We start from the raw sequence: 19058 nt of genomic DNA on the forward strand, positions 1-19058 counted from the left end.
TACTGAATAAAAAAATGTTTTGTCTTTAAAATCTTCCATCTTTATAGGATACGATATGTTCTCGTAATGCCTTTTTACATCTTTCTAAATCTTTACTCCTCAAGTGTTTAATGATCTCATAATGATCTGTTGCTGTAACTAGTAGGTTGCCCGTCTCATTTGTATCATATAACATAGCCATCCTGAGCTGAAAAAAAATCCCCTCTAAAATCTCTACTCTTCTAGAGCTACCTGATTTTTTCCATATAAACCTGTGGAACTCCATATCCTTCATGTTGATAATCATTGCTTTTTTTTCTATATCCTCAGGTCCATTCACTACCTGAATCATGCTGCTTACAATATTTTCTAAAGTGAGGAAATCTTCTTCTGACAGCTTGTTTTCACTAATTAAGATCTCAAGAATATTGTTTTCTAGCAAAAGTCTTATATCAAAAACTTCTTTTATATCCTCTAGTGTAAACTTTGTAATGTAAGTACCTTTTCGAGGAATAACTGTTACGATTCCTTCGTTCTGAAGTTCTTTTATTCCTTCTCTTACCGGTGCCCTGCTTATACCTAGGTTTTTAGCAACTTCTGTTTCCAGAATGTGGTCGCCTTCTTTATATACACCACACAAAATCATTTCTCTAATATAATCAACAACAATGCTGCATAAATTTTCCTTTTGATAATCAGCTGTCTTTACTAGCAATTTCCTTCACCTCCTCATAAACAGCTTTCTTGAAAGTTTCCCTTTGGGCCTAATCCCCTTATTAAGTATTCTAATTGAAGAAGATGGGGGATTGTCGACAATCAACAATATTTGTTGTCATAAATACATATTCGACATTTTTTTTAAATATCCTTCTTTTTTTATACTTTTTATTTTTTTCTAAATATTTTAATTAAATAAAAAACAACCGTTTGCAGAAAATCATATTGACACTGACACTTGTTTGAATTGTAACTTTGTTTAAAGTATAACACAATTAAATATTCATCACAATAGATCATTTAAATATTCTATACAATTATAAGCTTGAAAAATTTTACAGCAGAGGTGACTCCTGAGTTTTTCAACCCTTGCTCCGAAAAAGAATGTGTCGACAATCAACAACACTTCTTTACTATTTTTACTACCCAATATGATCAGCTGGTTCCTGAAGCTATAAAATTCTTTATCGCTTCAGTGCAACCTTTAGTAATTTCTATATATTGGGTTGATTTTATTTCTTCTCCATGCTATACTTTAAGCAAAATGAATATCTTGTTAAGCAAGTTTCGTTAAGATGAAAAGGGAAGTTTGGTGAAAATCCAACGCGATCTCGTCACTGTAATGGGGAGTTACTTTACACAGATGCCACTGGAAGAATCTGGGAAGGCGTAAAGTAGTTATGAACCTGAGCCAGGATACCTGCTTGTATAACTTTAAATCGTTCAAATTCACGATGTATGGATTTGGGATGTATTGTCTTATTCTCAATAACCTGTACATTGATGTGCAGGTTATTTTTAATATACTAAAACTTGTTAGGTGGTGATTTTATGCATTTATCGGATGGTGTTTTGAGCTTACCCGCGGTCACTGTTACCTCTATAGCAGCTGGTGGTATGCTGCTTCACTCAATGAAGGGTATTAAAGAAGAAGAAATAGCTAAGATTAGCCTTATGACAGCTACCTTTTTTACTTTTTCTTTAATCAGCATTCCTATTGGCCCTAGTTCAGTACATCCTTTACTGGCAGGTCTACTGGGGATTGTTCTAGGCAGGCGTAGCAGTATTGCTATATTTGTAGGACTTTTATTGCAGGCTCTTTTCTTCCAGCATGGGGGATTGACGACTTTAGGAATGAATACGTTACTAATCGCTTTGCCAGCAATGGTTTCCTTCAAAATTTTCTCACTATACAGTAAGAAAATTTCTGTTTATATTTTGGGGAGCTTTATAGGAAGCTTCGCTACCGTTTTATCTGTTTTACTGCTGGTGGTGGTTTTATTTTTCTCCAATGCCACCTACAGTGAAGGTTTTCTTTCTGTTATCAATCTTTTAGTACTAAGTCATCTACCGCTTTTAGTTATTGAAGGTTTTCTTACAGCCTTTGCTGTAGGCTTTATACATCGTATACGCCCCAATATGCTAGGGACTTATATATCCTAGGCTTTATCTATTTAAAGGAGTCGTGAAATTATGGCGTTAAAATCTATACCTACAATTAAAAACAGCCTGCCAAGTACTAGAAAAAGTTCTTGGGTTCACAGTTGGGAAACTAGGATCAAAGCCTCCACCTGCATTATGATGACTTTTGCCTTGGTATCCTTAAAGACACCAGAATTACTTATGTTGTCTTTTGCCCTACTGACTTTAATTGTATTATCTATGGGTATTTCCCCTAAACAAATTATTATCCGAATAGGTTTTTTCTCTCCATTTTTGTTGCTAATGACAGTACCTATTCTAGTAGGGGGCGGCCTGCCTATTAGTCAAGAAAGGCTTCAGTTGGCCTTGCTTTTACTTTTTAAAAGCTTATCAGCACTGCTTATTATGTTTATCATGTTTTTTAGTCAACCTATGCCTGTATTATTAAATGGTTTGTCTCATATGAAATTGCCGCCTTTTTTCATCTCTATCGTTTTTTTATCTTGGCGCTACGTATTTCTTCTTTGGGAAAAACTGAACCAATTTTACAAAGCACTAAAGGCCCGATTGTTTCAACCATCCTTTCATACTAAATCCTTTAAAATTTACGGTGAAATTATGGGGGGAATGGTAATTCGATCTATTGATAGTTCAGAAAAAATACATAAGGCTATGCTTTCCCGAGGCTTCAATGGGAAAATGCCTACTGCATCGCCTAAAGTTATTACGACACTAGATGTTTTCAAATCTATTTTTATCATCAGCAGTGTTATGTTTCTTCATATTATCGAAAAGTGGTGGCTTTAATGACAATTTTAGAGATTAAAGACTTAAGCTATACTTACTCAGATCAAACAGCAGCATTAGAAAAAATATCTTTTTCTGTAAAAGAAAGAAAAAAGATAGCAATTTTAGGAGCCAATGGTAGCGGCAAATCTACTTTGCTACAGCATTTAAATGGGTTGATTTTACCGCAGGCAGGTATAGTCAGCATCAAGGATACTATAATTTGTAAAAAGAACTTATCTTTCATTAGAAAAACAGTAGGTATTGTCTTTGATAATCCTGAAGACCAATTGTTCTCTACTACTGTTTATGAAGATATTGCTTTTGGTCCTAGAAATCTAGGATATACAGAAGAAAAAGTACAGGAATGTGTTGAAAGAGCTATCTCTTTGGTAAACATTCAAGATTTATCCCATCGCCCACCCTATAACTTAAGCCTTGGTCAAAAAAAGAAGGTTGCTATTGCAGGGGTTGTGGCTATGGAACCTGAGATTATGGTTTTTGATGAGCCTTTTTCAGGATTAGATCCTTACTCCCTTGAGCAATTCATTTATCTACTGGATAATCTTTATGATGCAGGTCATACATTACTTATCACTACCCACGATGTGGATATTGCCTATGGATGGGCGGATGAATGTATTCTCTTAAAAGAAGGAAAAGTATTGGCACAAGGACCTATGGATTTGTTAGAAGACCAGCTTTTAATGAAGAAAGCTCGGTTAAAAGTCCCTAGTCTATGTCAAATTTTTCATGATACCAACATGCAGCCTAAAACGATAGGTGAAGCAAGAGAGGCATTAAATAAGCTATTAAATCCACCTTCGTAGGAAAGTAGGAAGCTAAGATCCTACCAACTTATCTTGCATTTACAAAAGCAAGAAACTTTTTGGGAGATTAGCTTAAATATATTTAAGGAGGCAAATCGATGAAACAAATAAAAACTTTTTTACTTGTTATGGTAGTCTTTTTACTATTATCAGTACCCGTATATGCCCACAAAATGATGATAGAACCCATAGAATCGGGGATTGTCAGGGTTATCTATGCAGACGGAAGTTTTTCAGAGAGAACGGAGGTAGTGGCGTACAACGCTAATAATGAGGAGGTTTTTAGAGGACAGTTAGATACTGACGGGTATTTCTATTATGATGAGAACGACAGTGTAGCCTATCTTGTTGCTGACGATGGATTAGGTCATATGGTGACATGGAACATAGGCGACCCAGTAGCTACTACAAGCTCTCGTGGTAAGTGGTTAAGAATAGCCGCTATCATCTTTGTTTTTATAGGAATTAGTTTGGTATTTCACTTCCGTAAAAAAAGATCTTCTGCAAAGGCTTAGAAAAGTTTCCTCGCCAACTGTTATCCTGAGCATAGGGAAGGGTCTTGAAATAACGAAGTTTTTTCTTAATTCTAAGATCCTTCCACTCGTCTCAGGGTAACAAGTTATGGCTTAGGTTAACGTTAGGAATCTATCTCTTCTTTTTTTGTCCATCTATTGGCATCCCGTGTATTAAACTTATGCATCATAGCTTTAAAAGCTTCTTCCAAGTCGATATCCAATGAATTAGCAAAACAAAGTAAAATAAACAAACAGTCTGCCAATTCCATATCAATGGTGTTTTCAGCCTCATCCGATCTTTTAGGTTTTTCTCCATAATAATGATTTACTTCTCTAGCCAGCTCTCCAGCTTCTTCCGTTAATCTAGCCATCAGTGCTAAAGGGCTAAAATAGCCTTCTTTAAACTGTGAAATATATTCATCTACCTGCTTTCCCATTTCCTTTAGGGTCATACCCTTCTCCATTGACTTCACTTCCTTTCTTTATGATCCTATTCTAACATACCTTCCCATAATTTTTATCAGTATATATACAATATTTTTCCACCTGCCTCAAAACTTATTATACTTGTATTTTCTGGTATCTATTCAAAATTGGTTTACATAACATTCCTTTTCTTATATAATAACTCTATTGTATTACCTTGCAGCTGCTGAATCCTGTGTTTTCACAGGTACGGAGGAACCAATTTCGGGGTTAATCCATGTCTATGGTAGGGAGCCTTCTATCCCGCACCCGTCAGCTAACTTCGGAAGCGCTATTATGGAAGGAGTGTTTATTTATGCAGGGAAACAGTAAAAAGTTTGTAGCGGTAGTTTTGATTCTATTATTTCTATCGATACAAGTCACAGGGGTATTTGCTAACGATTCTTATGTAACCCTAAGATTCGGTAGCAGAGGAAATGAAGTTGTAAGACTTCAACAAGCACTACAAAGTAGAGGTCATTACAGTAGTACCGTTGATGGTATTTATGGTAAGCTAACAGAAAATGCTGTTATTAGCTTTCAAAGAGCCAACAATTTAACCATTGACGGCATCGCTGGTAGACAAACTCAATCAAGACTTTATGAGACAGTTTCCCTACAGACTTCTAATACTTCTTCCACTACCCTAAGATTTGGCAGTAGAGGAAGTGAGGTTGTAAGACTTCAGCAAGCACTACAAAACAAAGGTTACTACAACAGTGTGGTTGACGGCATCTATGGTAAGCTAACAGAAAATGCTGTTATCAATTTTCAAAGAGCCAACAATCTAGTCATTGACGGTATCGCTGGAAGACAAACACAGGGTAAGCTTTATGAGACTGCACCGGTGACGGTTTCTAGGGGTAGTACCCCAGCTAGAAGCCAAGACTCAGATGTATACTGGCTTTCTAGGATTATTCATGCTGAAGCAGGAGCAGAGCCCTACCAAGGAAAAGTAGCAGTAGGAAACGTTGTTCTCAATAGGGTAAATTCTAGGGAGTTTCCTAACACCATTTATAATGTTATCTTTGAATATTATAAAAATATTCCTCAGTTTAGCCCTGTAGCAGAAGGCACCATCTATAACACCCCTTCTCAAGAAAGTATACAGGCAGCCCAAGATGCTCTAAGGGGTTCAAGGCCTGTTGGCAACGCCACATATTTCTTTAATCCCGACAAAGCAACGGGACAATGGATTGTATCAAACAAAAGTTACGTAACGAGAATAGGGGATCATGTTTTTTATCAATAGTTTATGTTTTTAGTAAATCAAAGGACCACATATTTATTATGTGGTCCTTTGATTTACTTCTTTATTTGAAAGAATTTCTCTATATTCATTCATTTTATCTGTGTAATGCACCCTAAGATTTTGGGGAATGTCAATGGTGATTTGTTTTTCTAGGATTAAAGGAGGTCCTTGAAAAATATGTATCTCATCTGCCATATATATAGCTTCCTCTATATCATGGGTAACAAGAATAAGCAGTCTGTTTTTCTGCCTCTTGTAGTTCATTATATGTTGCACTAATTCTTTTTTTAGCTCTAAATGTATCCCTTTAAAAGGCTCATCCATCACAAGAATATCCCCTCCATAGGCGAAGGCCCTAGCAATGGAAGTCCGCTGTTTCATGCCGCCGCTCAATTCTTCTGGATAACAGTTCTTAAACTCTGATAAATTTACTAAAGACAAATAGCTATCTAGTATTTCCTGCTTTTCACTTTTCTTATAACCACTCCCCAAAACTAGTAAGATATTTTCTTCTACTGTTGCCCAAGGTAATAGCCTATCTTCTTGAAAAATATAAGAGCAGTTTTTCTCTTCTATTCCTTCAATAGCACCTTCATCCATAGGACTAAGCTTAGTGATTAAGTTTAGCAAAGTCGTCTTGCCACATCCAGAGGGTCCAAAAATACAATGAATTTTGTTATATACCAAGTTCATGTTAAAGTTACAAAGAACTTGAAGTTCTCCGTAAGCTTTATAGAGGTTTTTAATTCTTAGCTCCAACCTTGACACATCCTTTACTCACCTTTGATGATTTTTTTATAGTGATTTTCTCTAAACAATAGGCAAAAACCTTTTCAAATAAGAGGCTGAAGAAAATTACCACCAGTGTCCAAGCAAATAGGTCGCTGGAGTCTAGATAGATCTTAGCACTATAAAGGTGACTGCCTATGGCATTTCTAGGATGACTCAAAACTTCAGCTGCTACACTAACCTTCCATCCCAGCCCCAGTGAAGTTATACATGCAGCAGAAAAATAGGGCAAGATGGAGGGCAGATAGATTTTTTTAATAACCACCCATTTCTTCAAGCGATAGATCTTAGCCATCTGCAAAAGCTTCCTATCTATATTTGCAAGCCCTCCAACAATATTGGTCCAAATAACAGGAAAACACATGAGGAAACAAATAAAAGTAGGAACATTTGAAGATGAAAACCACATTAAAGCAATCATAATAAAAGACAAAACTGGCGTAGATTTAATAGCAACTATCAATGGATTAATTAAGTTGTAAATAAAATCATTCATACTAGAAATAATTCCTAAGATGGTTCCTACTACTATAGAAAAAAATACACCCATGGCTACACGACCTATAGAGGAAGCAATAGCCTGCCAAAAAGTTTTTAAGAATACCAACTCCTTTAATCGCATAAAAACATTGAAGGGAGATGGCAGATAAATATCTCTTTGAAGGATGCCATATACTATTTGCCAAATAATGATCCAAAATAGGAAAATAAAGATTTGGCTCAAAATCTTTCTCTTACCTCGTATAGTAAAATCCTTCATCTGCTAATTTCCCTCCGATGGACTTAGGTTCAAAGTCAAATAGCATTTGATAAAAATCCTGTAAAATTACCTTTGCCTCCTCAGCCTCTATGTAGACAATATTTGAGTAAGGAATTGCCTCCTTTGCAATAGCTGCATTAGGTAAAATTTCGTATTTTGCTATAAGTTCTGCTGCTTCCTCTACTTGCTGGTTAACGAAATCCACCGAATCCTTATATTCCTCTAAAAATATATTTAGTACTTCTAGATTGTTTTCAGCGAATTTCCTTTGCACGATGATACAGCCCATAGCTAGTTTACCTTCTTCCCCCACCGTTTTATTCCATTCCTCAGTAATATCTAAAGCAATCCTTAAATCTTTGTTACGCATCAATGCTGTAGATACATGGGGCTGCGGTAATAACGCCAGATCTACATCGCCTTCTATTAAAGCAGCAGCTAGTTCTGTATGTTGCAATTTATAGTCCAGCAGCACATCTTCATCAACTGCCAATTGATTTTCCTCTAAAATATACTGGAATATATAGTCCGCGGCAGTACCTTTACCACTGGTATTTACTTTTTTCCCTCTTAAGTCTTCTATGCTATGGATATTGTCTTCATTTTCAAGAAGATATAAAACACCTAATGTGTTGATAGCCACTAATTGAACCTCACCCTCCATTCTATTGTACAAAGTAAGTGCTAAATTCGTTGGTACCGCTGCTATATCTACTTCATTATTAATGATTTTTCCTACTAAATCATCTGGACTTCCCATTAGCAAAAATTCATAGTTTATAGCAGTATTTTTTTCTTCATTGTCCTCCATTAGCTTCGCCATCCCCATTCCAGTAGGACCTTTTAAAGCAGCAATCCGCAATGATAGTTCTTGGTTAATCTCGAGCGTATCCTCCTGTTGAGATACTTCCTTAGTACAAGCAACTATCCCCATCATCAAAATTACCACCATCAGTAAAGCTAAAGCTTTTTTTAGTGTGTGCTTCACAATTTTTACCCCCTTTTCATATTTGTTATTTCCTATTCATTAACGTTAACTTAAACCATAGTTTGCCATCCTGAGGGAAGCAAAGCGGAGTCATGGAGATGACAGACTAGGTAAAAACTAACCTTAATTTAAGATCCATTCACTACCCTCAGGGTGACAATTCTCACGCAGTCTAACGATTCTTCTAGCATGTATGTTTTTTATGTGTCTGAGAAACTGTCCCGTCGTGTACATAATAGTATCTCCACAAAAGTTGTTGCGGCGGAATAACAATTTCTAAATAAGAATAACTATGTTAAAATTTTAACTATTGTTTGCCTACGTATTCTAACAATAATTGTAAATTAAGTCTATTATACCCTTTCTGATTGTTTCTTTCAATAGTCAACTCATTCCAAACTATGGCTTTGTAAGTATTCTTTATATATGCTAAAATTATCTGTAGAATTAATTATTTTTCGATTCTTTCACAAATACAGTTTAAAACTTTTTTAGTAATTATTATATACAAATTTTATCATTTATGACAAGAAAGAGGTGTAACCATGTTTCATCGTAGTAAAGACATCTTAAATCAACCAGAGTGGTCTAATGTACGGGCTTTGTATAAGTCTAACGGTTTTACTGATGAAGAATTAGAGAAGCCTATTATTGCTGTTGTTAACTCCTTTAATACCATTTGTCCAGGTCATTACAACTTAAACAATCTTACACAATATGTAAGAGAAGGAATTCGAGCTGCTGGCGGTACTCCAGTGGAATTTGGCACAATAGCTGCTTGTGATGGTATGGCTATGGGGCATAAAGGTATGCGTCATATCCTTCCCACAAGAGAGTTAATTGCAAATGATATAGAAATGATGATGGAGGCCCATCGACTAGATGGTATGGTGCTTCTTGGATCTTGTGACAAGATTGTACCTGGTATGTTGATGGCAGCGGCTAGATTAGACCTCCCCGCTGTTTTTGTTAATGGTGGTCCAACCCTTCCAGGAAGAATGAAGGAAAATAATCCTTATGGAGGAGAGCATATCGATCACTCTATTATTCAGCAGTCCTTAGGTTCTCTTAATACCAATACCATGAGTTGGGATCAATATATGTGGTTAGAGGACAATGCTTGCCCTACTATTGGCTCCTGCGCTATGCTGGGAACGGCTAACACAATGTGCTGCTTAGCCGAAGCCATGGGTATGTCCCTTCCAGGAAGTGCTGTAATACCAGCGGTTTATAGTCATAGAATGGCTGTTGCTTTTCAAAGTGGTAAAGCTATTATGACGTTGATCAATAAAGGAATTAAAGCTAGACAAATCATTACCCGTGAGGCTTTAATCAATGCCATAAAGGTGAACTCTGCTATAGGAGGCTCCACTAATGCTGTTCTTCATACATTAGCCATCGCTTATGAAGGAGAAATAGACTTAACCTTAGAAGACTTTGGCAGTATCAGCAGAGAAGTTCCCCATCTTTCCCCTATGATTCCCGGAGGACCTTATGCCCTTTTAGACTTCTATGAAGCCGGCGGTATCCCTGCCATCATGAAACAACTAGAAACAGTTCTTGATTTAGATACCATGACGGTAACAGGGCATAAGCTTCAAGAAAACATAAAGCATGCAAAAGTATTAAATAAAGACGTTATAAGAGATTTAAGTAATCCCGTTACCACCAGCAGTGGTATTGCTATATTGAAGGGAAACTTGGCACCTGAAGGAGCAGTAACAAAACCTTCTGCCATACCTAAGGATGCCTTGAAATTTACTGGACCAGCAGTAGTTTTTGAAAGTGAAAAAGAAGCTTTAGAAGAAATTGCTGCCAATAAAGTAAAAGCTGGTAATGTTCTCGTCATAAGAAATGAAGGTCCTAAGGGTGGACCTGGTATGCCGGAAATGTATAAGGCAATGAAAATGCTTGTAGGCATGAATCTAGGCAGTAAGGTTTGTGTAATTACTGACGGTCGTTTCTCCGGTTCCAATAATGGCTGCTTTGTTGGCCATATCTGTCCAGAGGCTGCTGTTGAAGGTCCCATCGCTTACGTCAAAAACGGAGATGTCATATCCGTAGATGTAGAGGGTGGGTCCATAGAAGTATTATCTGAAGACTTTGAAGACCGCCTAAAAGAAAAAATTCAGCTGCCTAAAAACAAGTCTAAAGGATACCTCCATGTATATTCGAATATCGTTACCTCTGCTTCTAGAGGAGCCGTTATTCCTACTCGTGAAGAGTCTTAGTTAGAAAGTCAACAGTCTGAAGGCTGTTGACTTTCTAGTTTTTTCTTTAATTATATAATTACCAAAAATCACTATTTAAAATTTTCTAAATTTCTATAAATTTTTCTTGCCTTCTACTCCATTCCCCTCTATAATAGTACTATTAATCTAAATTCAAAAGATATCAGAGCTTTAAAATCCAGTATTTAGCAGATATATTGAAGATAATCTATACTGTTAAAGATGTTCAGGGGAGGAGAGAGCCTAGGAGGATTTTAAAATTAAATAGACATTTACAGTAATTATATGATTAAGGGGGATGCTCAATGGCAAAAAAGACACCAAATCGTTGGTTTGTAGTACTAGGTGCTGTGCTTTTGCAAGTATGTATAGGTTCTATTTATTCCTGGAGTTTGTTTAATGAACCTCTTATGCAGACCTTCGGCTGGCAAAGTAATGAAGTAGTTCTTACTTTCTCCATAGCTGTTTTCGTATTTGCTTTTACAACCATTTTTTCTGGCAGGCTTCAAGACAAGATCGGGCCAAAAAAGGTTGCCACCATTGGAGGGATATTATATGGTACTGGTTTACTGCTGACCTCTACCGCCACTTCTATTATACAGCTATATCTCTATTATGGTATTGTTGCCGGTATTGGAGTTGGTTTTGCTTATGTATGCCCTCTATCCACCTGTGTAAAGTGGTTTCCCGAGAAAAAGGGATTTATTACTGGTATTGCTGTAGGCTCCTTTGGACTGGGGAGCTTAGTTTTTAAATCCATCATTGAGTTTTTCCTTGATTCCAAGGGGATTTCTGCAACCTTTTTTTACTTAGGAATCATCTATCTGGTTCTTGTAGTAGCAGGAGCTCAATTTTTAAAAGTTCCTCCAGAAGGGTATGCTGCATCGATTAAGAAAGTCAATGTTTCTTCTGATGAAATTAACTTTACAGTAAAAGAAATGCTTAGAACCAAGTCCTTCTATCTTATTTGGGTAATGTACCTATTTGCAACCATCAGTGGTTTACTGGTGATAGGTCTTGCAAAAGATATAGGTATTGAATTGGCTAACCTCGAGCCTCATACTGCCGCTAATGCGGTTGCTATGATCGCCTTTTTTAACGCCAGCGGAAGACTTGTATGGGGCAGCCTTTCAGATAAATTAGGTAGAATAAAGGTCGTGTCTATGATGTTGGCAATAACTGCTGTAGGTATGATTATGATGAGCATTACTTCATTAAGCTTCGTCACCTTCTTTATTTATGTTGCTGCCATTACCTTCTGCTTCGGAGGATTCCTAGCAGTGCTTCCAACTGTTACAGGAGAGTTCTATGGGATGAAAAATTTAGGTGCCAACTATGGTATTGTTTATCAAGCCTATGGTTTATCTGCTTTAGTTGGACCTATGGTGGTGACTTATGTAGGAGATCTTAAACTTAGCTTTATAATTGCTGCCATACTAGCAATTATAGGTGGTCTGATGAGTTTAATGATTAAACCGCCTTTGGCTGCTTCTTCATTAGCTACAACTTCTAAACAGGCGGCATAGGCAACTCCTTCCTACCTATCCCAATACTTAGAGACGGAGTGCTAGTTTCTGGAGAAAAAAAGTGTACTATATACGATTAGGGAGTGGACCTGAGGTCTACTCCCTAATTTTTATGTCTTTTATGTACTTAACCTTCGCCTTAATGGGTTGCAAATGTAGCTCTTAATAATAAACTAAAAATCTATTTCTAATACTACAGGACAGTGATCACTGCCCATAATACTTGAATGAATTTCTGCCTTCTTTAGTAAGTCCTTCAGCCTTTCAGATACAATAAAATAGTCAATTCTCCAACCTGCATTTCTCTCCCTAGCTTTTCCCATATAGGACCACCAAGTATAGGCTCCTTCTTGATCTGGATAAAAATATCTATACGTATCTATAAACCCTGTATCAAGTAATTCTGTCATCTTTTGTCTTTCTTCATCTGTAAAACCTGCATTTCTTTTATTGGTTTTGGGATTTTTTAAGTCGATTTCCTTGTGGGCTACATTGAGATCCCCACATAAAATCACTGGCTTTACTGCATCTAAGTTTTTTAGATGATTTCTAAAGGCATCCTCCCAAATTCCTCTATAATCAAGTCTTGCCAACTCTCTCTGAGAATTAGGGGTATATACATTCACTAGATAAAACTCTTCAAACTCTAAAGTGATCACCCTTCCCTCTTGATCATGCTCTTCTATCCCCATACCATACTTAACAGATACTGGCTCTTTTTTTGTAAATATAGCTGTTCCAGAGTAACCCTTTTTCACTGCGTAATTCCAATACTGCTGATATCCTTCTAAATCTAAATCAATTTGACCTTCCTGTAACTTGGTTTCCTGAAGGCAAAATATATCTGCATCTACCCCTTTAAAATAGTCTAAAAATCCTTTGCCTACACAAGCTCTAAGACCATTGACATTCCAAGAAATAAGTTTCATAGTGATCCTCCGTGTTTTTATTTTTAGGATATACAACTTCCACCTTTTTTAATTCTATTTCTACTTAGTTTTATCCTCTCTCCTAGCAAAAAAATAAAAAACCATCAAAGAAATATACAGTTATATCTTCCTTTATGGTTTTTTCTCCGTCTTGGAGTACCTATTCTATTGTGTCAAATTATGTCCTTTGTTCAGTAGCGTGGACTTTTACCCTTCATTCTATAATAATATATAAAATCCTAACAGTATATAGTATAGGCATCGATATTTTCAATAAACTACTACTTTTCACTAAAGTCATTAAAGGTTTACTTTAACCCAGTGCCGATCCTAAGGTAGATTTAACACTGTATTGAGAACCAACTCAAACTTATCTAAGTTAACACCACCAGGTGCATCAATATCGAATCCAACAGGATAATTAGGATCAACAGTATCTGTTGCAGAGCCCCAAGGAAGTGCAACATCAAATACATTTTCAGAAACCTTTATTTGTTCATTTGCTGGTATAGAAGTTCCACCTGGTGGAAAATAATCCATATATACTGCCAGACGATTGACATTAAGATTAATAATTACATTTTCCCTAATTCTAATGGAGTGAATTTCACTGAAATCGTTAGGCCCTGGCACAAAAAAGATAATGGAACTGCCGGAGCGACCTTGATGGTCAATATAGTTTCTCTGCACTAAAATAGTGGCATCCTGAAAACCAATAGGAGTCGGTTGACCAAAAAAGATAATAACGTTTGAATTTGTATTAAATAGTGTGAAGCCTGTAAAGCTAGTGGCGTTATTATCTTGAACAATAATATCTCCTGAAAAAGTAGTATTAGAGCTTCCCTCCACTAGAATAGCCCTCAGACTAGTCGTCCCTCCAGTGAAAGTATTCCCTGATATCATGGTTCTTCCATCTAAAGCAATAATATTTAAAGAATGACTATTACCAGTATGAATAAACTGATTTCCTAAAATAGAAAGGTTTTGACCCGTAATAAAGGCATTCCTTCTTCCACCTTCCATAATACAACAACTAATTGTAATATGATCAAAAAGCTCCACGGGCATATCTATACCAATAGGGGTTTTCGTTGGTATAGATATGAGAGCATTAAGCCCTTCGGTAGCAGATGTAGGTCCAATAAAGTGAATATTATCTACGGTAACATTATCTGCCATAATTCGTAGGCTAGAGGTATTATCTAGCGTATTTGGAAATGTGACCACAGTATCGTTTGCTGAAAATCCTCGTAGGGTCAGCGGTTTATCTATCAAAAGAAATGAAGCTTGGTTATATGTTCCAGGAAAAACAAGTACAGTGTCTCCAGGTGATGCTGCTGTGATAGCTGCATCTATCGTTGTATAAAATAATTTTTCGTTGGAATTATAAATTCGGTGATCCAATAAAGTGATGTTTCCCCCAATAGTAATAAAGCTAATATCCTGATTTGCAGCAAAGTTAATTTCAGCACCAGGAGCCATTCCCATAAGCCTTACAGCGGTTGTTCTATTTATTGGAGGCTCCATACTTAAATCAAATATATTTGCCTCTAAATTAATAGTCGTGATGGTAGGATCATTTAGTAAAGAAATCAATTCTAATGCTGTAGAAGCTGAAGCTGCTGTTTGAAGACTTAATCTTTCAAGATAAAGAGAAGCAGTAACATTTGTTTGTATTCCCGCCAATGACTGTAATATTACAGGAGAATCAGAAGTATGATTTCTTAAGGTAAGAACACTGGGTTCTATAACAGATACAATAGCATATCCAGTATTTATTTGTCTTCCATCCTGTGACCCATAAGTGGTTCCCTCAACCAAAAGCCCATTCAAAAATAATGAAAACTGATTAGCATTTCCTCCCGATATATAGAAACTTACTTCATAGTCACCAGGTGTATTAATAAAAATTTCCTCATTCCCAACTATATGACCTATTTCTCCAACAATTATACCGTTTGAATCAAATGTAACATTTGCTTCTTCAAGCACTACCTGCTCACAAGTGTTATAGATATAACCATAATCAGTGATACCAGCACCCGGTGGACCCTCTGGACCTGCTGGACCCTCTGGACCCTCTGGACCCTCTGGACCCTCTGGACCCTCCGGACCCTCTGGACCCTCCGGACCCTCTGGACCTGCTGGACCTGCTGGACCCTCTGGACCTGCTGGACCCTCTGGACCTGCTGGACCTGCTGGACCTTTTGGTGCTTTTAACCGTAAAGGTGGACAACCCTCTACAATAACATCCACCTCACTAACTTGTACTTTTGCGCCTGGCGGATAGGGGCAAGAATTTACATTTTTGTTTAAATTTAAAAAAGAAGCTTTTAATTCTCCCTGTCCAGCTCTCCGTACAGCATATGAGTTAGGTGCTTTTTTTTCTGTTATATACAACGAAGAACTTGGTTGACAAGCAAGTTTTTTGTTGTTATTTGAACTGCCTTTTTCATTATTCATATTCTATAGCCTCCTCTACTCTATATTTGTATCATTAACGTTAACTTAATCCATAATTTCTCATGCTGAACAAAGCAAAGCGGATGAAGGGATATTCGGGTTAAGAAAGCCACAGGTCTAAGAGAATTTTGCAAATAATTAGGATGAAGTTAACGTTTATGTTAATTGTATAAAACTTTCTAAGTAATAGCTTTTCCATAAAACATGGAAGTTCTATTAACCTTTACCATCAGTATATGTGCAGTTAAAGTTTAGTGTGTTAACTTTTTAGGGGGATAAATATGATATAAAAAGCATAAGTATCCCTAGCAATTTTAATCTATCAGAAACTACATTTCCTTGTTATGTGCTATAATAAAAATAATTGATTTTTCAAAACTTTTAATAAATTTAATATTTTTGATTTGTATGTATAGATATCTGTTGCTAATGTTACGTTTTAATATACTCTGCTGAAGATTTTGTTCTATCTGAAAAGTGCAGTCTCGAACTTCATAATGTAATTCTTAATATATTACGGTGTATGAGCATATGTTTATAAGCAAAAGTTTCTACAGGCGTAGAATTTTTTAAAAAAAACGGAGGGAGAAAATCTATGGACAGCATTACAAAAGCAAGTACTGGGATGAAGAGTTTAGATGAGGTAGTTGATTATTTGAGATTAGGAGATAACGTAGTTTGGCAGGTAGATGCCATCAATGATTACAAATACTTCGTCAACCTTTTTGTGAAAAATGCTATTACAGCAAACAGAAGGGTTGTTTACATGCGATTTGCACAGCATGACTCCCTCATTGAGGAAGCAGCTGGAGAGGTCACTATATATCAATTAGATGCATGTAGAGGCTTTGAATCTTTTTCAACACAAGTATATGATATCGTCTCCCGAGAGGGCAAAGAGGTCTTTTATGTATTTGACTGCCTTTCGGATTTGCTTACTGCATGGGCTAATGATCTTATGATAGGAAACTTTTTTATGATCACCTGTCCCTATCTTTATGAATTAGACACCATTGCCTACTTTACCCTATTGAGAAATAAACACTCCTTTCAAACCGTAGCCCGCATACGTGAAACTACCCAGCTCCTGATGGATCTATACAATTGTGAAGGCCGTTACTATGTACATCCCTTGAAGGTCTGGGACCGTTATTCTCCTACTATGTTTTTACCCCATGCCTTGGAAGGGGATCTTCTAAGCCCCATCACCAGCAGTGTAGATGCTGCTAGGCTCTTTACCATTATGCCTAATATATGTATGGAAAATGAAAGGAGAAATCTAGACTACTGGGATAAGCTATTTCTCAATGCAATAGAGGTATATAAAGTTATGTTGGAGGGAAAAGAAACTGCTGCTGAAGAGGGAAAAGTGATAGAACAATTATGCAAACTGATTATTGGAAGAGACCATCGTATTTTATCCCTAGCTAAGAAATATCTTTCTCTCAAAGACCTACTGGATATAAAGGCAAGACTCATCGGCTCTGGGTACATAGGAGGAAAGGCTGTAGGAATGCTTATAGCTAGATCTATCTTATTAAAAGATAATGATTTCCATTGGAATGATTATCTGGAGCCTCATGACTCCTACTACATAGGTTCTGATGTCTTTTACTCCTATATTGTGCAAAATGGCTGGTGGAAGTTAAGAATGCAACAGCGCAGCAGTGAAGGCTATTTTCAAGTAGCTTCTGATTTAAAGGAAAAAATGCATAAGGGTTCTTTTCCTGCAGCCGTGAAAGAACAATTTCAACAAATGTTAGAGTATTTTGGACAGTCCCCTATCATTGTTCGTTCCAGCAGCTTGCTGGAAGACGCTTTTGGCAATGCCTTTGCTGGAAAGTATGAAAGTATTTTTTGTGTAAATCAAGGAACACCTGCTGAAAGATACCAGCAGTTTGAAGACGCCGTAAGGAAGGTTTATGCAAGTACCATGAATGAAGATGCCCTTGCCTATCGTCTACAAAGAAGGTTGGATAAAAGAGATGAGCAAATGGCTATTCTTGTGCAGCGGGTTTCTGGTGCCCATCATAACCAATACTTTTTTCCCGACCTTGCAGGGGTAGGCGTTTCCTACAATACCTATGTGTGGAAGGAAGACCTTGATCCTCATGCTGGTATGCTTCGACTGGTACATGGCTTGGGCACAAGAGCCGTAGATCGTGTAGAAGGAGATTACCCAAGAATCGTAGCTCTAGACAAACCTTTACTGCGACCTCATGCAGGACTTGATGATTTGCGGAAGTATTCTCAACACGAGGTTGACGTCTTAAATACAGCCTCAAACCAGTTGGAGGTTGTTTCATTAAATGAAATGGATTATGAAAATCGCAGGGATTTAATGGCACTTATTGGTGTAAGAGATTATGAAGCAAACAAGCGTATGAAGGAACTAGGGATAAAGGGGCCAGATCTTTGGACATTAACCTTCGACAATCTTATGACAACCACCGCTTTTCCTCAAATTATGCGTAGGATGCTGAAAACCATTAAGTCGGCTTACCAATACCCCGTAGACATAGAATTTGCTATAAATTTCTCTAAAGATCAAGGTCCTAATATTAATTTACTACAATGTCGACCCTTGCAAACAAAAGGGCTTAAAAGCAGAGTGCTTATACCTTACGATATTCAAGAAGAAAGAATCCTCTTCAAATCTAAAGGTCATTTCATGGGGGGCAATATATCTCAATCCCTAAAAAGAATTGTTTATGTTGACCCTGAGAAATATAGTATCCTTAATCTATCGGAGAAGTATGAAATTGCTCGTATCGTAGGAAGACTAAACAAACAAATACATGATAGAAAAAATTTACCGACAATGTTAGCAGGGCCTGGAAGATGGGGTACCAGCAATCCTTCTTTAGGTGTTCCCGTAGCTTTTTCAGAGATTAATCATATGGCGGTGATGGTTGAGATCTCATTTTCAAGTGCAGGACTTATACCAGAATTGTCCTTTGGAACTCATTTTTTTCAAGACTTAGTAGAAACAGATATATTTTACACTGCTTTATTTCCTGAAAAAAACAATGTGTTCTTTAATCATGGCTTTATAAACCGACAACAAAATATTTTCAATCAGCTGTGTCCTGACAAACTGCAATTTGAAGGTATTATCAAGGTATATGATTTCACTGATCGAGACTTAGTGCTTATGTCAGATGTTCTATCTCAGGAGGTAGTGTGTTTTTTAGAAGAAAAATAGAATGAAAAAAAGTACGCTGACTCGTAGAGCATCCACACTACGAGTCAGCGTATTTTATTTTTATCGAGGAAGTTAGCTTGTACTTATAAATCATTAGCGTTAACCTAAACTATAATTTGTCATCCTGAGCGGAGCAAAGCGTAGTCGAAGGATCTTAGAATTAGCAAAATTCCTCGTTATTCCAAGATCTTTCGCTACGCT

At 36.9% G+C, this 19058-nt stretch carries 15 protein-coding genes and 2 riboswitches; of the genes, 8 read left to right on the forward strand and 7 right to left on the reverse strand.

Annotation, left to right across the window (positions count from 1 at the left end; genetic code table 11):
* Nucleotides 1-25: 25 nt before the first annotated feature.
* Entirely contained in the window at nt 26-694 is a 669-nt protein-coding gene (locus CACET_RS18555) for a GntR family transcriptional regulator (RefSeq protein WP_044825573.1), read from the reverse strand.
* Nucleotides 695-1241: 547 nt separating this feature from the next.
* A riboswitch (cobalamin riboswitch) is annotated at nt 1242-1418 on the forward strand.
* A gap of 109 nt (nt 1419-1527) precedes the next feature.
* Here CACET_RS18555 and CACET_RS18560 point away from each other — a divergent pair.
* The 4 genes from CACET_RS18560 (at nt 1528) to CACET_RS18575 (ending at nt 4249) form a co-directional block, all read left to right on the forward strand.
* On the forward strand, nt 1528-2139 hold the full coding sequence (locus tag CACET_RS18560) for a CbiM family transporter (RefSeq protein WP_044825574.1): 612 nt from the start codon (nt 1528-1530) through the stop codon (nt 2137-2139).
* A 30-nt stretch (nt 2140-2169) separates the two neighbouring features.
* Nucleotides 2170-2925 (forward strand): cobalt ECF transporter T component CbiQ, encoded by a 756-nt coding sequence (gene cbiQ / locus CACET_RS18565; RefSeq protein ID WP_044825575.1) that lies wholly within the window; start codon nt 2170-2172, stop codon nt 2923-2925.
* Nucleotides 2925-3734 carry an energy-coupling factor ABC transporter ATP-binding protein gene (locus CACET_RS18570; protein ID WP_044825576.1) on the forward strand — a complete coding sequence of 270 codons (810 nt, stop codon included), beginning with the start codon at nt 2925-2927 and terminating at the stop codon, nt 3732-3734. The genes cbiQ and CACET_RS18570 overlap by 1 nt, the downstream gene beginning before the upstream one ends.
* A 98-nt stretch (nt 3735-3832) precedes the next feature.
* Nucleotides 3833-4249 carry a hypothetical protein gene (locus tag CACET_RS18575; protein ID WP_044825577.1) on the forward strand — a complete coding sequence of 139 codons (417 nt, stop codon included), beginning with the start codon at nt 3833-3835 and terminating at the stop codon, nt 4247-4249.
* A 122-nt stretch (nt 4250-4371) separates the two neighbouring features.
* On the opposite strand, the gene CACET_RS18580 is transcribed toward CACET_RS18575, so the two are convergent.
* Nucleotides 4372-4713 carry a nucleotide pyrophosphohydrolase gene (locus CACET_RS18580; protein WP_044825578.1) on the reverse strand — a complete coding sequence of 114 codons (342 nt, stop codon included), beginning with the start codon at nt 4711-4713 and terminating at the stop codon, nt 4372-4374.
* A 176-nt stretch (nt 4714-4889) separates the two neighbouring features.
* Nucleotides 4890-5023, forward strand: a riboswitch (cyclic di-AMP (ydaO/yuaA leader).
* Between the two features lie 7 nt (nt 5024-5030).
* Here CACET_RS18580 and CACET_RS18590 point away from each other — a divergent pair.
* The gene (locus CACET_RS18590; protein WP_201774957.1) at nt 5031-5966 is read left to right on the forward strand and encodes a peptidoglycan-binding protein; all 936 of its coding nucleotides are present in this window, start codon (nt 5031-5033) and stop codon (nt 5964-5966) included.
* Nucleotides 5967-6002: 36 nt separating this feature from the next.
* Here CACET_RS18590 and CACET_RS18595 read toward each other — a convergent pair whose 3' ends face one another.
* The 3 genes from CACET_RS18595 to CACET_RS18605 are packed head-to-tail and all read right to left on the reverse strand — an operon-like array spanning nt 6003 to nt 8503.
* Nucleotides 6003-6725, reverse strand: coding sequence for an ABC transporter ATP-binding protein (locus CACET_RS18595; protein ID WP_044825579.1), 723 nt, complete (start codon nt 6723-6725; stop codon nt 6003-6005).
* Entirely contained in the window at nt 6709-7515 is an 807-nt protein-coding gene (locus tag CACET_RS18600; protein WP_044825580.1) for an ABC transporter permease, read from the reverse strand. The genes CACET_RS18595 and CACET_RS18600 overlap by 17 nt, the downstream gene beginning before the upstream one ends.
* On the reverse strand, nt 7490-8503 hold the full coding sequence (locus tag CACET_RS18605) for an ABC transporter substrate-binding protein (protein WP_144414809.1): 1014 nt from the start codon (nt 8501-8503) through the stop codon (nt 7490-7492). The genes CACET_RS18600 and CACET_RS18605 overlap by 26 nt, the downstream gene beginning before the upstream one ends.
* Nucleotides 8504-9048: 545 nt before the next feature.
* On the opposite strand from CACET_RS18605, the gene ilvD reads away from it, so the two are divergent.
* Nucleotides 9049-10734 (forward strand): dihydroxy-acid dehydratase, encoded by a 1686-nt coding sequence (ilvD, locus tag CACET_RS18610; protein ID WP_044825581.1) that lies wholly within the window; start codon nt 9049-9051, stop codon nt 10732-10734.
* A 305-nt stretch (nt 10735-11039) separates the two neighbouring features.
* Entirely contained in the window at nt 11040-12260 is a 1221-nt protein-coding gene (locus tag CACET_RS18615; RefSeq protein ID WP_044825582.1) for an L-lactate MFS transporter, read from the forward strand.
* 173 nt (nt 12261-12433) lie between these two features.
* Here CACET_RS18615 and CACET_RS18620 read toward each other — a convergent pair whose 3' ends face one another.
* Both CACET_RS18620 and CACET_RS20025 read right to left on the reverse strand, forming a co-directional pair.
* A complete protein-coding gene (locus CACET_RS18620) occupies nt 12434-13189 on the reverse strand; it encodes an exodeoxyribonuclease III (RefSeq protein WP_044825583.1) in 756 nt (251 codons plus the stop codon).
* A gap of 330 nt (nt 13190-13519) precedes the next feature.
* Nucleotides 13520-15652, reverse strand: a complete 2133-nt coding sequence (locus CACET_RS20025; RefSeq protein ID WP_201774958.1) for a right-handed parallel beta-helix repeat-containing protein — start codon at nt 15650-15652, stop codon at nt 13520-13522.
* A 595-nt stretch (nt 15653-16247) separates the two neighbouring features.
* On the opposite strand from CACET_RS20025, the gene CACET_RS18630 reads away from it, so the two are divergent.
* The gene (locus CACET_RS18630; protein ID WP_044825584.1) at nt 16248-18857 is read left to right on the forward strand and encodes a PEP/pyruvate-binding domain-containing protein; all 2610 of its coding nucleotides are present in this window, start codon (nt 16248-16250) and stop codon (nt 18855-18857) included.
* Nucleotides 18858-19058 lie beyond the last annotated feature (201 nt).

Source organism: Clostridium aceticum, from assembly GCF_001042715.1.
Lineage (GTDB): Bacteria > Bacillota > Clostridia > Peptostreptococcales > Natronincolaceae > Andreesenella > Andreesenella acetica.